The organism is Frankia sp. R43, from assembly GCF_001306465.1.
Taxonomy (GTDB): Bacteria; Actinomycetota; Actinomycetes; order Frankiales; family Frankiaceae; genus Parafrankia; species Parafrankia irregularis.
In genome coordinates, this window is the sequence record NZ_LFCW01000006.1 from 343874 (window position 1) to 359622 (window position 15749).

At 68.2% G+C, this 15749-nt stretch carries 16 protein-coding genes and 1 tRNA gene; 6 read left to right on the plus strand and 11 right to left on the minus strand.

Going from position 1 to position 15749, the window contains the following annotated elements; genetic code table 11:
- The first annotated feature begins 270 nt into the window (after positions 1 to 270).
- The gene (locus ACG83_RS25925; RefSeq protein ID WP_054568861.1) at positions 271 to 1110 is read left to right on the plus strand and encodes a TetR/AcrR family transcriptional regulator; all 840 of its coding nucleotides are present in this window, start codon (positions 271 to 273) and stop codon (positions 1108 to 1110) included.
- A gap of 71 nt (positions 1111 to 1181) precedes the next feature.
- Here the strand turns inward: ACG83_RS25925 and ACG83_RS25930 are convergent, their stop codons facing one another.
- A complete protein-coding gene (locus ACG83_RS25930; protein ID WP_054568862.1) occupies positions 1182 to 2525 on the minus strand; it encodes a lipase family protein in 1344 nt (447 codons plus the stop codon).
- 237 nt (positions 2526 to 2762) lie between these two features.
- On the opposite strand from ACG83_RS25930, the gene ACG83_RS25935 reads away from it, so the two are divergent.
- The gene (locus tag ACG83_RS25935; protein ID WP_054568863.1) at positions 2763 to 3602 is read left to right on the plus strand and encodes a DedA family protein; all 840 of its coding nucleotides are present in this window, start codon (positions 2763 to 2765) and stop codon (positions 3600 to 3602) included.
- Positions 3603 to 3942: 340 nt separating this feature from the next.
- Here ACG83_RS25935 and ACG83_RS25940 read toward each other — a convergent pair whose 3' ends face one another.
- Positions 3943 to 4281: a P-II family nitrogen regulator gene (locus tag ACG83_RS25940; protein ID WP_054568864.1), complete on the minus strand. Its 339-nt coding sequence runs from the start codon at positions 4279 to 4281 to the stop codon at positions 3943 to 3945.
- A gap of 149 nt (positions 4282 to 4430) precedes the next feature.
- On the opposite strand from ACG83_RS25940, the gene ACG83_RS25945 reads away from it, so the two are divergent.
- The 4 genes from ACG83_RS25945 (at position 4431) to ACG83_RS25960 (ending at position 8622) form a co-directional block, all read left to right on the plus strand.
- Complete coding sequence (locus ACG83_RS25945) at positions 4431 to 4973, plus strand: YbhB/YbcL family Raf kinase inhibitor-like protein (protein ID WP_006538601.1); 543 nt, start codon at positions 4431 to 4433, stop codon at positions 4971 to 4973.
- 276 nt (positions 4974 to 5249) lie between these two features.
- On the plus strand, positions 5250 to 5378 hold the full coding sequence (locus tag ACG83_RS25950; protein WP_006538600.1) for a DLW-39 family protein: 129 nt from the start codon (positions 5250 to 5252) through the stop codon (positions 5376 to 5378).
- Between the two features lie 99 nt (positions 5379 to 5477).
- Positions 5478 to 6284: a maleylpyruvate isomerase N-terminal domain-containing protein gene (locus ACG83_RS25955; protein ID WP_083473565.1), complete on the plus strand. Its 807-nt coding sequence runs from the start codon at positions 5478 to 5480 to the stop codon at positions 6282 to 6284.
- Positions 6285 to 8546: 2262 nt separating this feature from the next.
- Positions 8547 to 8622: transfer RNA gene (locus ACG83_RS25960), tRNA-Ala, on the plus strand.
- Between the two features lie 52 nt (positions 8623 to 8674).
- On the opposite strand, the gene ACG83_RS25965 is transcribed toward ACG83_RS25960, so the two are convergent.
- The 9 genes from ACG83_RS25965 to ACG83_RS25985 form a co-directional block, all read right to left on the minus strand.
- Positions 8675 to 9745, minus strand: a complete 1071-nt coding sequence (locus ACG83_RS25965; RefSeq protein WP_054568865.1) for a site-specific integrase — start codon at positions 9743 to 9745, stop codon at positions 8675 to 8677.
- Positions 9745 to 9942: a helix-turn-helix domain-containing protein gene (locus ACG83_RS47640; RefSeq protein WP_083473566.1), complete on the minus strand. Its 198-nt coding sequence runs from the start codon at positions 9940 to 9942 to the stop codon at positions 9745 to 9747. The genes ACG83_RS25965 and ACG83_RS47640 overlap by 1 nt, the downstream gene beginning before the upstream one ends.
- 24 nt (positions 9943 to 9966) lie before the next feature.
- Entirely contained in the window at positions 9967 to 11475 is a 1509-nt protein-coding gene (locus ACG83_RS25970) for a replication initiator (protein ID WP_054568866.1), read from the minus strand.
- Between the two features lie 692 nt (positions 11476 to 12167).
- A complete protein-coding gene (locus ACG83_RS25975; protein ID WP_054568867.1) occupies positions 12168 to 13805 on the minus strand; it encodes an FtsK/SpoIIIE domain-containing protein in 1638 nt (545 codons plus the stop codon).
- Complete coding sequence (locus tag ACG83_RS25980; protein ID WP_054568066.1) at positions 13802 to 14038, minus strand: hypothetical protein; 237 nt, start codon at positions 14036 to 14038, stop codon at positions 13802 to 13804. The genes ACG83_RS25975 and ACG83_RS25980 overlap by 4 nt, the downstream gene beginning before the upstream one ends.
- A gap of 372 nt (positions 14039 to 14410) precedes the next feature.
- Positions 14411 to 14614 (minus strand): hypothetical protein, encoded by a 204-nt coding sequence (locus ACG83_RS44550; RefSeq protein ID WP_152991520.1) that lies wholly within the window; start codon positions 14612 to 14614, stop codon positions 14411 to 14413.
- A 47-nt stretch (positions 14615 to 14661) separates the two neighbouring features.
- On the minus strand, positions 14662 to 14832 hold the full coding sequence (locus ACG83_RS45520; protein ID WP_161934794.1) for a hypothetical protein: 171 nt from the start codon (positions 14830 to 14832) through the stop codon (positions 14662 to 14664).
- A gap of 235 nt (positions 14833 to 15067) precedes the next feature.
- Positions 15068 to 15232, minus strand: coding sequence for a hypothetical protein (locus tag ACG83_RS45525; protein ID WP_161934795.1), 165 nt, complete (start codon positions 15230 to 15232; stop codon positions 15068 to 15070).
- A gap of 100 nt (positions 15233 to 15332) precedes the next feature.
- Positions 15333 to 15740: a hypothetical protein gene (locus ACG83_RS25985; protein WP_054568067.1), complete on the minus strand. Its 408-nt coding sequence runs from the start codon at positions 15738 to 15740 to the stop codon at positions 15333 to 15335.
- Positions 15741 to 15749: the final 9 nt, after the last annotated feature.

Here is a 15749-nt window from a genome sequence, read left to right on the forward strand (position 1 = left end):
TCTTCACGGAATCCGGATACTTTCGGCTGCTTTCGGGCAAATCCGGCTACTTAGCGTAGTTGGTGCCACGGCCGGTCCGGACGTCGTTGTCCGTACATTGGGCAGCCGGTTCCTTCGGGTACGAACCATCCGCGACCTGCCAAGTCCCGTCCTGGAGCAGGTCCGGCGACCCAGGCCGCGCCCCCGGCCGGGACCCGGTCCACCTCCCACGTCCTGCGGCTACGCTGTGTGGTTTCCGCTGGGCTGCGGTCAGACGCCTACCCTGGACGGATGGCTCCCGATGATCCGGCCGAGGACTGTTCGCGGCCGCGTCGGGGCCGCCCCCGGGACGCCACGATCGACGATCGGGTCCTGCGGGCCGCCGTCGAGGAGCTGGCCGACCAGGGTGTCGGCGGATTCAGCGTCAACAGCGTCGCGGCCCGCGCGGGAGTGGCGAAACGCGGCATCTACGCCCGCTGGCCCACCCGTGACGGACTGGTGCTCGCCGCCCTGGGCACGTTGGCCGCCGGTCTCGTGCCACCCCGGACCGGCTCGCTGCGCGCGGACCTGCTCAGACTGGCACCGCAGGTCGACGCCGTCTTCACCGAGCCGCGGATGTCGATCCTCGCCCGCTGCCTGGCCGAGCTCTCGCGTTATCCCGACCTGTACGCGGCCTTCCGGCGGGAGTCGGTGGACCGGTGCGCGGCAGCTGTCCAGGATGCCTTCCACGACGCCCGGCTGCGCGGCGAGACCCGGCCGGACCTGGACACCGATCTGGCCGCCAGTGCCTTCCTGGGCGTGCTGCTGACCCGGCAGGCGTTCGGACGGCAGGCGTTCGGCTACGGCAGCCCACCCGGCAGCCCGGACCCCGGCAGCCCGGACCCCGGCAGCCCGGACCCCGGCAGCCCGGACCCCGGCAGCCCGGACCCCGGCAGCCCGGACCCCGGCAGCCCGGACCCCGGCAGCCCGGGCCCCGATGGGCCGGACCCCGATCGCCCGGACGGCACAGGTGGTCCGGACGCAGGTGGGCCGGACGCTGCTGGGCCGGTGACCGCCTTCCACCGCAGGCTCGTCGAATACTCCCTCGCCGCAGCCCGGGATTCCGCCCCCACCCTGCCCGTGGGTGGGTGACGTGGACGTCCTGGCCAGCGGCTGCGGTCACGGCCGCGGTCGCGATTGCACGGTTGTGGGGGGCGGCGCGGTCAGAGCCGCGAACAGCTGTCCGGCTCGGCCGTGCCGTCGGTGGCGAAGCGCGCGTTGATCCAGGCGGAGAGGTCCCGCATGGACGCGTTGACGACCGTGAGGTGATCGGCCAGCTGGTAGCGGCGGTACTCCACCGGGCCGCCAGCCGCGCACAGCGCGCGGACCACGTTGTCCGTGGTGGGCTGGCGGATCACGGTGTCCAGATCGCCCTGGAGCACGAGCTTCGGCGGCCCAGGCTTCTCCAGCTGCTGCCACTGACGTTCCAGGGCGCCGGCGAACGGCTCCGTGCGCAGTGGATCGCTGGTGAACACACTGGTGACGGACTCACCGGTGCTCGCCTGCAGAAGGTCGATCGCGCACCGGTTGTGCGCCACGGCGCTCAGCCTCCGGCCGGTGGCGGTGAGCAGGCCCGCCGGGTTGACAGCCGGATCGGCGGCGGTGACACCCAGCACCGCGAGCAGCAGGTAGCCGACGCCCCCCGGCGTCGCCAGCAGCTCACGCAGGGACGTCCGCACATCGGCCAGGGGCGCGGTCGCCGCTACCCCACGAACCCGCAGGTCAGGCGCGTAGGCGGCGGCGAGACCACTGGCGGCGAGCACCGCCTGGCCGCCCTGCGAATACCCCCAGAGGACGACATCACGGCCCACCTGGGCGGCGGTGAGGGAGCGCGCGGCCCGGGCGGCGTCCAGAACTGCCTTCCCCTCGACGTCGGCCACGTAGATCGGATGCTCACCGGGCCCGCCGAGGCCGGTGTAGTCGGTGATGGCCAGGACGTTCCCATCCCTGGCGAGCTGGAGCGTCCCGCCGACGGTGGACAGCGGCGAGTCCGCTCTCGACGGGGCGCAGCTGTCGTTGATCCCGGTGGTCCCGTGGCCGAACGCGACCAGCTGGCGGCCAGCGGGCGGAACGGGCGTGCCTGCCGCCGGGGCCACCACGAGACCCGTGACGAGCCGGTCCTCCCCGTCCGGACCGGTGGAGTGGTACAGCATCCGCCAGGCCCGCAGGCCGTCCGGCGCGGTCACCGGGGCGGTCGACACCAGCTCACCGGGCTTCCCGGCGGGCAGGTCGGCGAGGTCCTCGGATCCGGTGCGGCCGTTGACGGTGAGGTCCTTCAGGCCGTAGCCGCTCAGCTGGTAGCTGGCGGTGGAGGGCGCCGTTCCGGTTGCCCTGGGCTGATTCGTCGTTTTGGACGTCCTCGTCGGCGCGGTGGCCGACGCCACTGTCGGTGCTGTTGGACGCAGGGCTGTGGCGGAGGTCGAGCGCGCGGTGCAGGCCGCGAGTGGCGTGGCCAGAGCGGTGACGCCGAGGGTGAGGCAGAGGAGACGGATCCGGGGTCTCGTCACCCCGAAAGGTTATGGGTGCTTTGCCAGGGTCGGCACCATCTGAGCGTCAGCTGTGTTTCCGCTGTCCCGCTGCCCGCCCGCTGCCCGTCTGCCGTGCACCTGCCGTCCGCCCGCTGTCCCGGTGGGTTTCGGGCCCGGCCCGAGGCCGGAGCGGAGCCGCCCCGTGGACGTGAGACCCTGGATTTACCTACGGCGCTGCCGCGCGCGGTCCGTTCGATCCCCAGGAGGCCCTCGACAGTGACCACGTTCGCGTCGAACACCCTGGCCCTCGGGCCGGACGCAATCAGCGCTGACAGCCTGGCCAAGGCTGGCCTCGTCATGGTCCTGCTGATCGTCTTCGCCGAATCCGGGCTGTTGGTGGGGTTCTTCCTCCCCGGCGACTCCATGCTGTTCACGCTGGGTCTACTGATCTCGCGGGATGAGGTGTCCACGCCGCTGTGGCTGGCCTGTGCGCTGATCGCCGTCGCCGCCATCGCGGGTGACCAGGTCGGCTATCTCTTCGGCCGAAAGGTCGGGCCGGCACTGTTCCGGCGCCAGGACTCGCGGTTGTTCAAACAGGAGTACGTCGACCAGGCACAGGAGTTCTTCGAGAAGCACGGCCCCCGGTCGATCGTGCTGGCCAGGTTCGTCCCGATCGTGCGGACGTTCACCCCGGTGATCGCCGGCGTGGGCCGCATGCACTACCGGACCTTCGTGACCTTCAATGTGATCGGCGGGCTGCTCTGGGGCTGCGGCGTCACCGTTCTCGGCTATTACCTCGGGAAGATCGCCTTCGTTCGGGACAACGTCGAGGCGATGCTCATCCTGCTTGTGCTGGTCTCGGTGCTGCCGATCGGCGTGGAGTATCTGCGGGCTCGTCGCAGAAAGGCCGCCACCGCGGCCACCGGCAGTACCGGGGGCCAGCCCACGGGCACGGGCGCGAGTGGTGCGCACGATCCGGTCGCGGGCGGTCGGACCTACGCCGACCAGCTTGCGGGCACACCGGCGGGGCCGGGCGAGAGTGAGCAGACGATGCGAATCGAGCGGAACCCGCGGCGTGGAGGTGGCGGCAGGCATTCGGCGCCCCGGAACCGCTGAGCGTCGTCGCGCGGGCTGGTCGCCGGCGAGCCTGCCTCGCTCGGGATCGGCCCGCGCAACTGTGCCGGGCCGCTGTGCCGAGGGGCCACCCGAGCCGACAGCCGGGCGCGAAGGCCGGAAACGAAAAGGGTTCCGGCGGGCGACCCACTGATACGGGGGGATTCAGTGGGAGACACCCGCCGGAACACAGCTACCGTATCCGCCCGGTCGGCCCTACGTCGCGCCCACGGCCCAATTATCCCCGAAAAGATGATGAACTAGCGCAAGACGGGCATAGTGCGGTTACTTTCCGTGTCTGAAAGTCCACATTCTGGTTGCCCTGGGTGACGTTGGGTGGCGATCAGAGAGCGTCCATGCCTCGCTCCCCGGTACGGATCCGGACAAGACCCTCCACCGGCAGGACCCAGATCTTGCCGGCCCCGCTGCTTGCCGACGCCGCCGCCCGCCGGATGACGTTCACCACATCAGTCGCGTCGACGTCGGGCACGATCAGCTCAAGCCGGACGTTGCTCACGGATTCGTCATGGAAGACGTTGCCTCGATACGCCTGTGTACGCCAGAGCTCGAGGCCGAAGCCCGTAACCTGACTCAGGGTCATTCCTTGTACCCCGAACGTCGTCAGTGCGGCGCGGACATCATCCACGCGGTGCGGGCGCAGGATCGCCGTCACGAGCTTCAAGACCCGGCTCCACCTCTGGTGGCGTAATGATGTTTCATCGCGGAGAAGCGTAAAGCCCACAGATGACAACGCGGTCTCGCGATTGTCATCCAATCCGGCGGATGCCCGTCAATGCGGGCGTCATCCGATCTCGACGAGAGGACCGACCGATGTCCCTGCTGGACCGGAACACCGCACCGGACCCGCTCGACCTGCTGCCCGCCCTGCCCTCGTTCGCCCTGACCAGCAGCGACATAACGGATGGCAGCCCGCTCGGCCTGGACCAGGTGTACGGGGGTGCGGGCGGCGCGGACCTGTCGCCGCAGCTGTCCTGGAGCGGCTTCCCGGCAGAGACCAAGAGCTTCGCCGTAACCTGCTTCGACCCCGACGCGCCCACCGGCAGCGGTTTCTGGCACTGGGTGCTCGTCGACATCCCGGCGGACGTCACGGAGCTGGCCACCGGTGCCGCCAGCGGTGACCTGTCCGGTCTTCCCGCGGGCTCGTACCACGTCCGCAGCGACTGGGGGACGCCGAACTACGGCGGTGCCGCTCCCCCCGAGGGCGACCGCCCGCACCGTTACGTCTTTGTGGTCCATGCCGTCGACGTGCCGAAGCTCGAGATCGACGCGAGCGTGGCCCCGGCCGTCGTCGGCTTCAACCTCACCTTCCACACCCTGGCTCGGGGCGTCCTGCGGGCGACCTACCAGCGCTGAACCTCAGCCGCCCCCACCCCAGGGCGCGACCCCGGCAGCCGCTGCCGGCCACCCCGAACACGGTGGCCGGACGCCCGTCCTCGCAGGACGGGCTCCCGCGGATGTCGCCCCGGTCGCCGGTTACCTGGTCGCCCACGGTCGGCGCCGACCTGTTCGTCGGCGCTGACTTTCCTGTGCCTGTGTCTGGACGGTGATCCGACAGCGTTCGGCGTCGGCGCAGCGGTTTCACGCGCGATACGGTGAGCGGGTAGTGGCAGTCGACCAAGGGGAGTCGGTATGCGCAAGTTCACTCTCATCGCCGTGGCGGCGAGCGCCGGGGCTCTCCTCACCGCCGTCCGCCGCCGCCGCAACAAGGACGAGATCGACCTTTGGCGCGAGGCGACGGCCGCGCAGGGCACCCGCTGACCCATCCGTAGCGGCGAGTGCCGCTTCCTCATCCCGCCGGGCACCCTGCCGGGGTGGCGAAGTGGCGCTCGCGGCGAGCGAGGGGGGAGTCTGGTCCCCATGGCCACTCCCAGCGCGCCGCATTCGGACTCGCAGCCGGTGTCCTCCTCTGTCGTCCTCTCGGAGCCGCCGCAGCCTCCCGAGTACACGCCGTCCGCGGTGCCGCTCGACCGGCTGCTGGGCTGCGCACGGGCCCATGCGCGGCTGCTGGAGCTGCTGGCCCGCGTTGACGACGCCGTCGCGCGTCGCCCCTCACTACTTCCCGGCTGGACCGTCGGGCATCTGATCACCCATCTCGCACGAAACGCCGACAGCCACGCCGACATGCTCGACGCGGCGCGCGACGGGTACGTCGAGGATCAGTACCCGGGTGGCCCGGAGCAGCGGAACACCGCGATCGAGGCCGGCGCCGGCCGCCCGGCGCAGCAGCTGGTCGCCGACGTCGCCGATTCGGTGCGGCGCCTCGAACGGGCCTGGGACGACACCCACGTCAACACCTGGCGCGGCGGCCTCGGCCGGACGAGCACCCAGGGCAGCACCAGCCTCGCGGATCTCGTGTTCCTGCGATGGCGTGAGATCGAGGTCCACCTGGTCGATCTGGGCCTCACCGATCTCGGCGGCCCGAACTGGGGCGACCTGAGCCCGGCCTACATCGAGGCCGAATGGGCCTGGTCCACCCGCCGCCTGGTGGAACGGCTTCCGTCGGACGTCACGCTCCACCTCACACCAGGGGATCGCCCGTCGCTCGCCGCCGGGAGGGGCGCCCGGATCGTCCGGGTCGATCTCCCCGCCGGGGCAGCGCTGCGCTGGATGGCCGGCCGGGCCGAAGGCGACCCTGCCTGGCCTACCTTGGCCGCCTGGACCTGAGGAACCGGCGGCCAGCCTCGGTCAGGCCTGTTCCGCGTCCGTCCCCGGCTTCGCCCACTGTGGTCCGTCCGTGTCTCGTCGCTTCGTCCTTCCCCGCGCAGTCTGTCTGCCGCTTCGCCGTCGACAACAGCGGTAGCTCGCGGCCAACAGTCCCTCTGCGCGGACCGCAGCGCCTCGTTCACCCCGGCTCAGGTACCGCGGCGTGGGAGCCGGGACTCGATTGTGCGGCAGCCCGCAGGCATCCCTGTGATGGTGACCGTGCACGATATTTGCTTGTCGCAAAAGGTCGACGTTGCCCCTGTCTGTGGCTGCCCGAATCCGCGTACGAAAACTGCCCACGGTGACTGTCGAATCATTTTTCTTCAAAGAAAAATCTGTCGTTCACCTTGCGTGGCGATCGGTACATCGTCCGACGATTTCCAGATCCGGTGAACGTTCACTTATTTTGCTTTGCAACAAAATAACGCACACTCCAGGGATGGTCATGGTTGGCGACGCTGACGACGGCCGGCGGTGGTCATGGTGAAACCATTTTGCTAGTCAGCAAACGTCGTCGATCGCCGGTCGTGAAAAGGGTCGGTGATGCGAACCCCTACCACCCCGGGTTTCTGTCGGATTATTTTGCTCATGCGCAAAATTCAACAGTACCCACCTGCAGTTTTGGCTGTACGAGGGCACCTTGATCCTCCGCGGTGACTGTCGCAGAAGTTCGATGAGTTTGCTTGGCATCAACCGGCATCTTTGACCATCGAGGGAATCCGGTGGACGATTTGCGCGCCGACCGCCCAGGGAGTTAGTTTACAACGTTTGCTGATTGACAAAATTTGACTGACTCCCGGTGGGGTTTCTGTCAAATTTTTGCTTGGAAGCCATCGACGGAGAGTGTCGCCGACGGGAACGAATTCCGAGATGGTCCCGGCGATCTACGGGCGTGATGGCTTACGCCAGCTCCTTGTCGTCGCGCTCGTCAATGGCGTGAGTGTAGAACGTTTGCTTATTAGCAAAAGATGGCGGACTCCAAACTGGGCTCGGGCCATCGTCGCCGGGAGTACCCGCGTGCTGGCCGCGAGCAGGGTCGGTGCCCCTGCGGAACTCCCGTAGCTGCAGTGACTCCCATCGCCCAGGGGCTGCCGCCGCAGGCACCTTGTCGTCGCAGCCGCAGTCGCAGCCGTGCCTTGGGCGTCCCGCATCGGCCGTGCGGCCCACGCGGACGACGTGACCATCCCGCCGGAGCGGTCGCGCGAATCGGATGTGTCGCCACTGCCACGGAGAAGCCTCCGCACCGGATTCGGGTTGCGCGTGGACCTGTCGTCGTGGGGCCGAGGCCTGCTGCGCGAGGCCTGTGGTCAACGTGCGCTGGAGCGCGGGGCCACGCTGTCCACAGTTCGGTGGTCCACGGCGGGAACGATGACCGCTGGTGGGCATCGTGTGGATAAGTCTGGACCGTTTCTGCCTGCCGGCCGGCGCCTGCGCACAGGCCGCCAACCCGGGTTCGCTGCGGCGCGTGCCCTCGCAGCTGGCCGACGGAGCAACGAAGATCCCGCGCGAACCAGCCACACAGGCGGAGAACAGCTAACGATTTCCACCCATGGGTCTCGTTCACCCACGGCGAGGCCGAGCTCCGGCGGGCTTTCCACAGCTGTCGAACCGAACCGAGCCCCCCGCCGCGGAGCGGCAGCACGACCGAGACCGACCTGACGACGTCACTACCAACACACAAGCGCCATCGATGTCGTCGCGGCCCGGTGGGACTCAGGCCGACTCATCGCCGATGGCGTGGCGTGTTCCAGACATATTTCCAGACAACGTGCGTTGTGGCAATCATGGCACATTGCTCGCTTTATGTCTGTACCTCGGCACGGAATGGCGCCGAGAACTTGAACGCACTCCATATATGGGCAGCGTGCGCCGAGAGGGGTCGGGTTATCCACAATCTCGACCCACGCTGACACGAGGGGTGCACTCTGGTCGGCCTTGCATCGTTGAACCCGGCCTGAGCTGGCAGAACTGCCAAGATGATCACAACTCTGATCTACGGAGAGCCGTGGGTGGCGGGCCGGTGGAGCCGATCGAAGGGGCTGCCGCCTCGGCGGGCTGGGGGTACTGGCTGTGGACAACGCGGTGGTTGCCGCCCACGCCGCGACCCCCGCCGCCGAAGATCAAGGGTGAAGAAACCTCGGCGGCAGGCGTCCCAGCGGTGAGCGATGCCGTAGTCTGGGGACGTTGGTCACCCGGATCTCGCGTCCTGGCGGCCAGACCCACGGGGGCGTAGCTCAACTGGCAGAGCACTGCCTTTGCAAGGCAGGGGTTAGGGGTTCAAGTCCCCTCGTCTCCACCAGCAGGTTTGCATGATCGACGATCGTCACTAGCTGACGATCGTCAGCAGATCGTCAGCAGTCATCGAACGCCGACCGCAACCGATCTTCGTAGTCCGCCGGCCGGTGGGTGTACCGGTCGAGGGTCGTACTCGCGTGTTCGTGCCCCAGCGCCGCCTGGACCAGGTTCACCGGTACGCCCTCAGAGACCAGCCACGTCGCGTAGCAGTGCCGGAGCCTGTGGAAGGTCAGCGACGACGGCAGGCCGGCAGCGTCACGCGCCGGCACCCACACGTTCCGCCGGAAGTTCGAGCGCCGCAGGTGGTGTCCGACCGAGTCCGGGAAAACGAGATCATCCGACCCCGCGGTGACGATCTCAGCTTGTCGCCGGAGCGCAGCCCCGAGTAGGGACGGAACGGGCACGATCCGCCGTCCGGCCTCACTCTTCGGGTAGGGCTTCATACTGATCCGCCCTGAGACCTCCACCGCCGTTTCCACGACGACGATCCGTCCGGCCGCCAGGTCGACGTTCCGCCAGTGGAGACCGACGCACTCACCCCACCGGAGCCCCGCGTAGCCCGCCGCCAGGACGAGCGCCCGGTACCGTTCCGGCACCTCCACCAGGAGCTTCCCCGTCAACTCCTCGCGAGTGATCAGCTCATCGGACGACGCACCCTTGCGGCGCGCGGGCAGCCGGACGCCCTCACACGGGTTGATCGCAATCAGTCGGTCCCGGACGGCAGCCTTCATGATCGAGGACATCAAGCCGAAGCAGGAGACCACCGTCTGTGCCGCAAGCTTGCCCGCCAGGCGAGTTACCCACGCCTGGACATCGAGAAATGAGATCTTGTTCAACGGCCAATCTCCCCACTGCGGAACGATGTGGCAGCGCATCCGCGACTTCGCGGCATCTGCCGTGGTCAGCTCCACCCGACGACTTCCCTCCCACCGGCAGGCGTGGTCGCGAAACAGCACCCGACCCGCCGACGGATCGAGGTAGGTTCCCCGCGACTTCTCCGCTTCCACCGTCGCCAGGAATCCGGAAGCGTCTTTTTTCGTGCGGAAGGTTTTGGCCTTCTGCGCGCCGGACGGGTCGCGCCAGTTTGCCCGCCAGGTTCCCGCTGGAGTCCTTACCACGTGCCCCATCAGGCCACCTCCATTCGCCCGGAAATCCACGCTTCGAAACGCGCCCGAGGGACTACCCAGCGGCGCTCACCGGCACGGATCGCCGGAATTTCACCCGATCTCGCCATGGCGTAAGCCACGCCACGACTCACCCCCAGAAGTACCGCCACCTCATCGACGGTGTAGGTAAGCCGCTTCAGAGCGGCACTTTCGGCCACGACGTCAAACCTCCTCAGCAGAATTCATGCGGCAACGTTCCGAGCCAGGTGTGCTTCCTCGCGTCGTGACCGGGCTTGGTCTGCCGCTTGGAGTGCGAGCCATCGGTCGCCATCGCGTCGGTAGCCGACGGAGTGGAACCGCCAGGTAGCGACGATCACGGTTTCGTCGGAGTCGTCTGGCCTGCCGAATGCGTCGAGTGGTACCCGTTCCTGGCCGTTCGGTGTGTGGGTGCGTTGCCAGATTCGGCGTGCCTCCCGCCGCTTGCCGAAGGTGGTCGAGTAGCGCCGCGATTTGGTGAGCCAATGCCCACGGAATCCGAACTCGTGAGCATGGGTGTGCAGGCGTAGGTCATCGAATTCGGGCCAGACACCGAGCCGCCACGCCGCTTTCACGAGCGCCGCCTGATGCTCCGTGAGGAACGGCAGCAGTGCCGAGAGTTCCTCACCGTCGCGTATCCGCCGGTCGAGCCTGCCGGAATCTGTGGTCGATTTCGTGATGTACTTCGCGAGATAGTTCCCGACCGTCGCCGGTGTGAGGTCACCGGTCTCGACATGGATGCGTCGGATGTCGAGCTGTGCGCCCCAGCGGACTTCCGCCCCGTGGACCGGTGTCGGGCCGGTCGCCGGAGCGGTGTCGGTCAGGCCAGCGCCAGCGAGGGTGGCGAGTGCCTGTTCCATGGTGATCGGGGCGTGCAGGTGCGGGTCAGGGCAGGGCACCCGCACCGTTTCCGCCGCCTGTCGCAGGCAGCGCCCCACCAGCTCGCCGGTCGCCCAGTCCGGTGGAGTGATCCACTCGCCGTCTCGGGTGGAGCCACGGTCGAGCCGGAGAATCGCGTGCAGATGGACCAGGCCCCGCGCTTGCATTTCCGCGACCTTGACGTACGAGATGCGTAGCGCGGTGCGTACCGCCCGCTCCGAGGTGCTCAGGTGGGTGGCGAGCTTGCGGTAGGTGAGATCCACGGTGCGCTTCCACAGCCTGGAGACGCAGGCGTTCCACACGACCGCCGCCGGGTAGTCGAAGCACTCCGGGCAGAGCGCCTGCCCGAGCAGCGGGTCACCGTCGCCGTGTACGCGGAAGCAGCCGCGGGAACGGCCGTGGGGGCAGCGGCCCCGGCGTGGCCGGCAGACCTGGGCAGGTCCGTGGTTGGAACGGCGGGAGTGCACCGGACCGAATGAGGGAGCCGTCAGCGTGACGAACAGGCCCGGGTGTGAGCCGACCGTGGCGGGTACGTCCGGGCCGCCGGACAGGCCCGCGTGGACGATCTGCCAAGCGTCGCCCTGGTAAAGGTAGGAGCAGGACGGGCAGACCGAGGCCCGTCGGTTCCCGCAGGGAACGAGAATGGTGCCGTCCGGCATGGTGGCGCTGTCGAGGACACGGCGAACCTCACCGGTCGCGACGTCGACGTGATCGACAGCGCCGACCAGCCGGATCGGGCTGGTGCAGCCCGCCACCCTGTCGAGCTGGGTGAGGAACGCCGGCAGGGTGCCATCTTCGATGCGTTCCCGCATCGCGGTCAATGAGTCGGGAAGCATCGCCCCCCTCCTTTCTCGGTGCGCTTTCAGCGTGGACCTTTGGACCCGGACATTCCCAGGTCCGAAAGCGTGCGGTTTCCCGGACAAACCCCGGACACGTGGGACCCGGGTAGACAGAACCCGGACGAGACCCGGACCGAACCCGGACAAGAACAGGCTGACGATGCTGGGTGCGTGACGTCTCGGATTGCTGTGGGTGGACGGTCGCAGCGGCGACTCACCGGTTTCCCGTTCCGGGGGCGCAGAATTGTCTATCGGACAGCGGCCCTATCAAGGGCACTACGTGAACGCCCTTGACAGAACCACCGACCGATAGTTTGGAAAGGCGCCCGGAGCCGGGAAAAAAATGAAAGGGGTTGGGACCATACCGGTTGGGTGGGTCGGTATCCGGTTGGTCCTGTGGTCAGGCAGAGCGGTTCGCCGTTGGTGTGGGTGAACTGCACGAGGAGCGGTCCGGAGTGGGCGTAGTCGGTCAGCGACGCCGGGGGCTTACGCACCGCAAGCCCCCGGCACACCGGACAGATCAACGCCGCCGTTAAACCGCTCATCCGCGCCGGGAACGGCGAGACACGGTCACCGTGCCCTGTCCACGGCACGCACGGCACCCACCTGCACCCTGCCCTTCACAGGCACGGCAGGAGCGTCGAGCATTCCCAGAGTTGATGTTCCGTCGAGGCATGGAATCATCCCTTTCACAGGTCGGAGTTCGAGGTCTGGTTTCGCCGTTGGAAGTCGCGGGAGAACTCCACCCAGGCCGCATCGAGTTCGTCATCGTCGAGGTAGGCGCCGTCACCGAGAGGGGTTTCCGAGGTGAATGCCCCGTCGATCGCCGAGGACAAGTCGGTCAGGGGACGTGTTGCCGCCACGGACGACGCCACCGGCAGGCTTCGCGAGGCAGCGAGCGGAGCGGGGTAGGCCGCCGCCAGGGCGGCGACGTCGTCGTCATCCGGGTAGGCGGCGCGGACCCGGACCGGTTCACGGCGACCGTCGAGCTTCACATAGCCGGTGCCGTGCGCCCAGGTCGGGATTTCCTCGCAGCGTGCGCCCCGTTCCCACGCGCCAGGCCCCAGCACCATGCCGACCTGCGTCGGTTCGTCGAGCCGCAGTGCGATACGGGTGGGGAACAGCTGCCGGTAGGGCACGACTTCCTTGCTCGGGTCCTGGACCGCGACGAGCAGCGCCGAGCCCGGAGCACGACCTTGCGAGCAGATGATCTGAACGGCGGAGTCCACCTCCCGCGCGAGGGTGTGATCGGGCTGGTAAGCGGACAGGAACGCGAACTCATCCACGACGCACAGCCGGAACGGCGTGGCGACACTCGGCACGAACTTCCGTCCGTGGCCCTTCAACGCGGTCGAGCGCTCACGGGTGACACGCGCGAAGTCGGTCAGCAGGCCCGCCATCTCCTTCGTGCTCTCATCCGCGTAGCGGGTGAACAGCGACCGCACCGGGTACAGCTCCATCCCGCCCTTCGGGTCGATCGCCCACACCTCCACCACCCCCGACGCGATCAGCGGAGCCAGCGCACGCAGGATGCTCTGCAGCACCGACCCCTTCCCCGCACCGGTCGCACCCGCCACCAGGACATGCGTCCCGAGCAGGCGCAGCAGCCACGGCGACCCGTCGTCACACCGGCCGATCTCCAACCGGGACAGGTCCGGAGCCGCGGGGACCGGCAGAGCGGGAATCGTCGCGGCGAGCAGGTCACGACGGCGGATATCGAGCCACAGCCGCCCCGGAGCCACCGTGCGGACCCGCACATCCTCCGAACCCAACGCATGGGCCAGAGGAATCACCTTCGCTTCCAGATCCTCGGGTGCCTGCCCGTCCCGCAGGCGCAGCAGCAGCGAATCCGCCGCCCCCGTTGACCGCACCCGCAGGATCCGAGGCCACGCCTCCACTTCCTCTGTCGGCTTGACCGTCAGGGCATGCGCGCGCATCAGCCGCCCCCAGCGCGGCGAGTAGCGGGTCCAGCGCAGCCACCACGACCGCAGCCGCAGGCCCAGCCACATCCGGTACGACCCCGGATGCGCCAACCGCCAGACCAGCGCCGACAGCGCCAGCAGACAGGCCAGCAGCAGCGGCAGGACCCAGCCGACCCGATCCACCAGCAGCAGCGCCGACAGCACCGCGAACATCGTCCGGGGGAACCGCAGGACCAGCCGCAGCGCACCCGACAGGCCGGCACGCACCGCCCACCCCGCCAGCGCCCAGAGGGTCTGCCCGATCGTGTCGTCCGAGGACACCGCGAGCGGGACCCGGCGTGAGACCAGGACCCGCCGCGCCGGATCAGCGTCCGCGAGCAGGAAGCGAAGGTGTGATGAGGTCATCCGACTCCCCTCCTCCTCGCTTCCATCAGCAGCAGTACGAAATAGCGATCCAGGTCGTCCATGGCCACGGCGACCCGCTTCACCAGCGCACGGAAATCGTCGTCGTTGACGTCGTTGAACGTCGAGGCGAGCCGTTCCAGCGGTGGCCAGGAATCCCGCGCCGACTTCTGCGCACTGCGGATACGCGCGACCGCCTCACCCGTCATCCACCCCGACAACCTGTCTCTACGCATCAGCCGTTCACCTTCCCGTGATTGGTACCTTCGTGTTCCGTGTAGGCGCCCGGATTCCTGTCGTACCAGGATTCGGCGCATACCTTGTGAACCGGTTTCCCGGCAGGGGAACGGACCATCGCCTGTTTCCCGCAGAGCACGCACGGCTCAGGATCGCCGACGCTTCCACGGGACCCCGGAGGGCCCGTTCCCCAATCCAGAAGGGGCATCAGCCCCGTGACCGTCGCCGGCGTCGTGGTTCGAGCGGAATCGGTTCCGCCGCCTCACGTGCCGGGACCAGCGGAATCGCGAACGGTGCCGGTGCTGGCGGACCGTCCCCGTCGAACGGCAGCGGCATCTGCCCGTCCGCCTGATTCTTACGCCGACGAGCCATCATGACCCGCCTTCATCGTCGAGGTAGCGATAGATCCGCTTCGAATAGACCGAGCACTCCCGACCGTTGTCCAGCCGAATCTTCGCCGACTGCTTTTCCTCATCGACCTTGAGGACTGTGACGGGAATTCCCGAGCGGAATGTAGAAGCGGCGCCCGGAGCGACCATCGCGCGGCGACCCTTGGGCTTGTTCTCAGCAGACATGCCGTGTCCTTCCACTGGCGACGCGATATCGCCATCGTTTTTTCGGGTCAGGAACGCGCCTTACGGGCACGGCCTTTCCGGTCGGAGTCGCCGCCGGACATGTGACCGTGCACGAGCCGGTCATGCGTGTCCCGCAGGCCGCTCATTTCCGCGATCGAGGCCACCGGCTGCGAGGCCAGGCCACACCGGTCACAGGAGTAGGAGTGCACCTCGCTCACCGGCCGAGCCTCGCCGGTCGCCGTACGGCACGGTCACCGGGGAGCGGGTCCCGGTGTCGGCAGGCCATCCCCGGACCGCAGTGGCATCGCCGCGCCCCGGGTTGACTGGACGCCTGTGTGGTAGACATGGAGAGTCCTTTCTCTGTCGCAGGGGAAACCGGACACGTGGCGCCCCGGGAACGGGAGGAGCGGGCAAACTCAGCCCCGTTCCGGGACGCCACCTCAGCTCAGCTGGTCAGGAACTGTCGCGGTACCGCGACCACGCCGCGTGCTCCGCCTTTTCCGCCGCGCGGAGCGCCTCACCCGAGGCACCGTTCACCTTGAGGGTCGACACTCGATCCCGAGCGCCGTCCGCCGCAGCCAGCGCAGCCGCACGCTGGATCTCCTTGTTCGAGCGCATGCCGAATACACCTTTCGTCGCAGGGAATTACCGGGACTTACGAACGTCGGGTGCGCGCAGGAGCGGGCAACTCAGATACACGCACCCGAATGCCAGAAGGTTAGGCAGCCTTTCCGGATCGCGCCGCAGCCGGAGCACGCATCTCACGGGCACGCAGGCTGAAGCCGACACGGGGGGTCTTCCGCGACTGATCGACGTACGCGGTGACCGTCAGCCCGTCGAACTCCACCGGCCGGAACGGCGTACCCGGCATCGCCTCAGGCGGGACCGGCTGATGCTCCGCCGAGATCTTCACTTTCACCTCAGCCTGCCCGGCCCGCAGGTCCGGCGATGCATCCAACACCCGCACGATCCACACCAGCATCCCAGTGTCCTTGTCGCGGACCTGAGGATTGGGGACCTTGTCGCGGACCTTGTCAAAGTCGTTCTCCGCTTCCACGCCCAGCACGAACGCCCCGTGGGGGAACACGTCCCCGAAGCTCACGGGGATCCTCATCGGCACAGCCATGATCCGAGG

Coding starts and splice junctions, on each gene's coding strand:
- ACG83_RS25925 (WP_054568861.1), top strand. CDS start 271: ATGGCTCCCGATGATCCGGCCGAGGACTGTTCGCGGCCGCGTCGGGGC.
- ACG83_RS25945 (WP_006538601.1), top strand. CDS start 4,431: ATGTCCCTGCTGGACCGGAACACCGCACCGGACCCGCTCGACCTGCTG.
- ACG83_RS25950 (WP_006538600.1), top strand. CDS start 5,250: ATGCGCAAGTTCACTCTCATCGCCGTGGCGGCGAGCGCCGGGGCTCTC.
- ACG83_RS25955 (WP_083473565.1), top strand. CDS start 5,478: ATGGCCACTCCCAGCGCGCCGCATTCGGACTCGCAGCCGGTGTCCTCC.
- ACG83_RS25965 (WP_054568865.1), bottom strand. CDS start 9,745: ATGGGGCACGTGGTAAGGACTCCAGCGGGAACCTGGCGGGCAAACTGG.
- ACG83_RS25970 (WP_054568866.1), bottom strand. CDS start 11,475: ATGCTTCCCGACTCATTGACCGCGATGCGGGAACGCATCGAAGATGGC.
- ACG83_RS25975 (WP_054568867.1), bottom strand. CDS start 13,805: ATGACCTCATCACACCTTCGCTTCCTGCTCGCGGACGCTGATCCGGCG.
- ACG83_RS25980 (WP_054568066.1), bottom strand. CDS start 14,038: ATGCGTAGAGACAGGTTGTCGGGGTGGATGACGGGTGAGGCGGTCGCG.
- ACG83_RS44550 (WP_152991520.1), bottom strand. CDS start 14,614: ATGTCTGCTGAGAACAAGCCCAAGGGTCGCCGCGCGATGGTCGCTCCG.
- ACG83_RS45525 (WP_161934795.1), bottom strand. CDS start 15,232: ATGCGCTCGAACAAGGAGATCCAGCGTGCGGCTGCGCTGGCTGCGGCG.
- ACG83_RS25985 (WP_054568067.1), bottom strand. CDS start 15,740: ATGGCTGTGCCGATGAGGATCCCCGTGAGCTTCGGGGACGTGTTCCCC.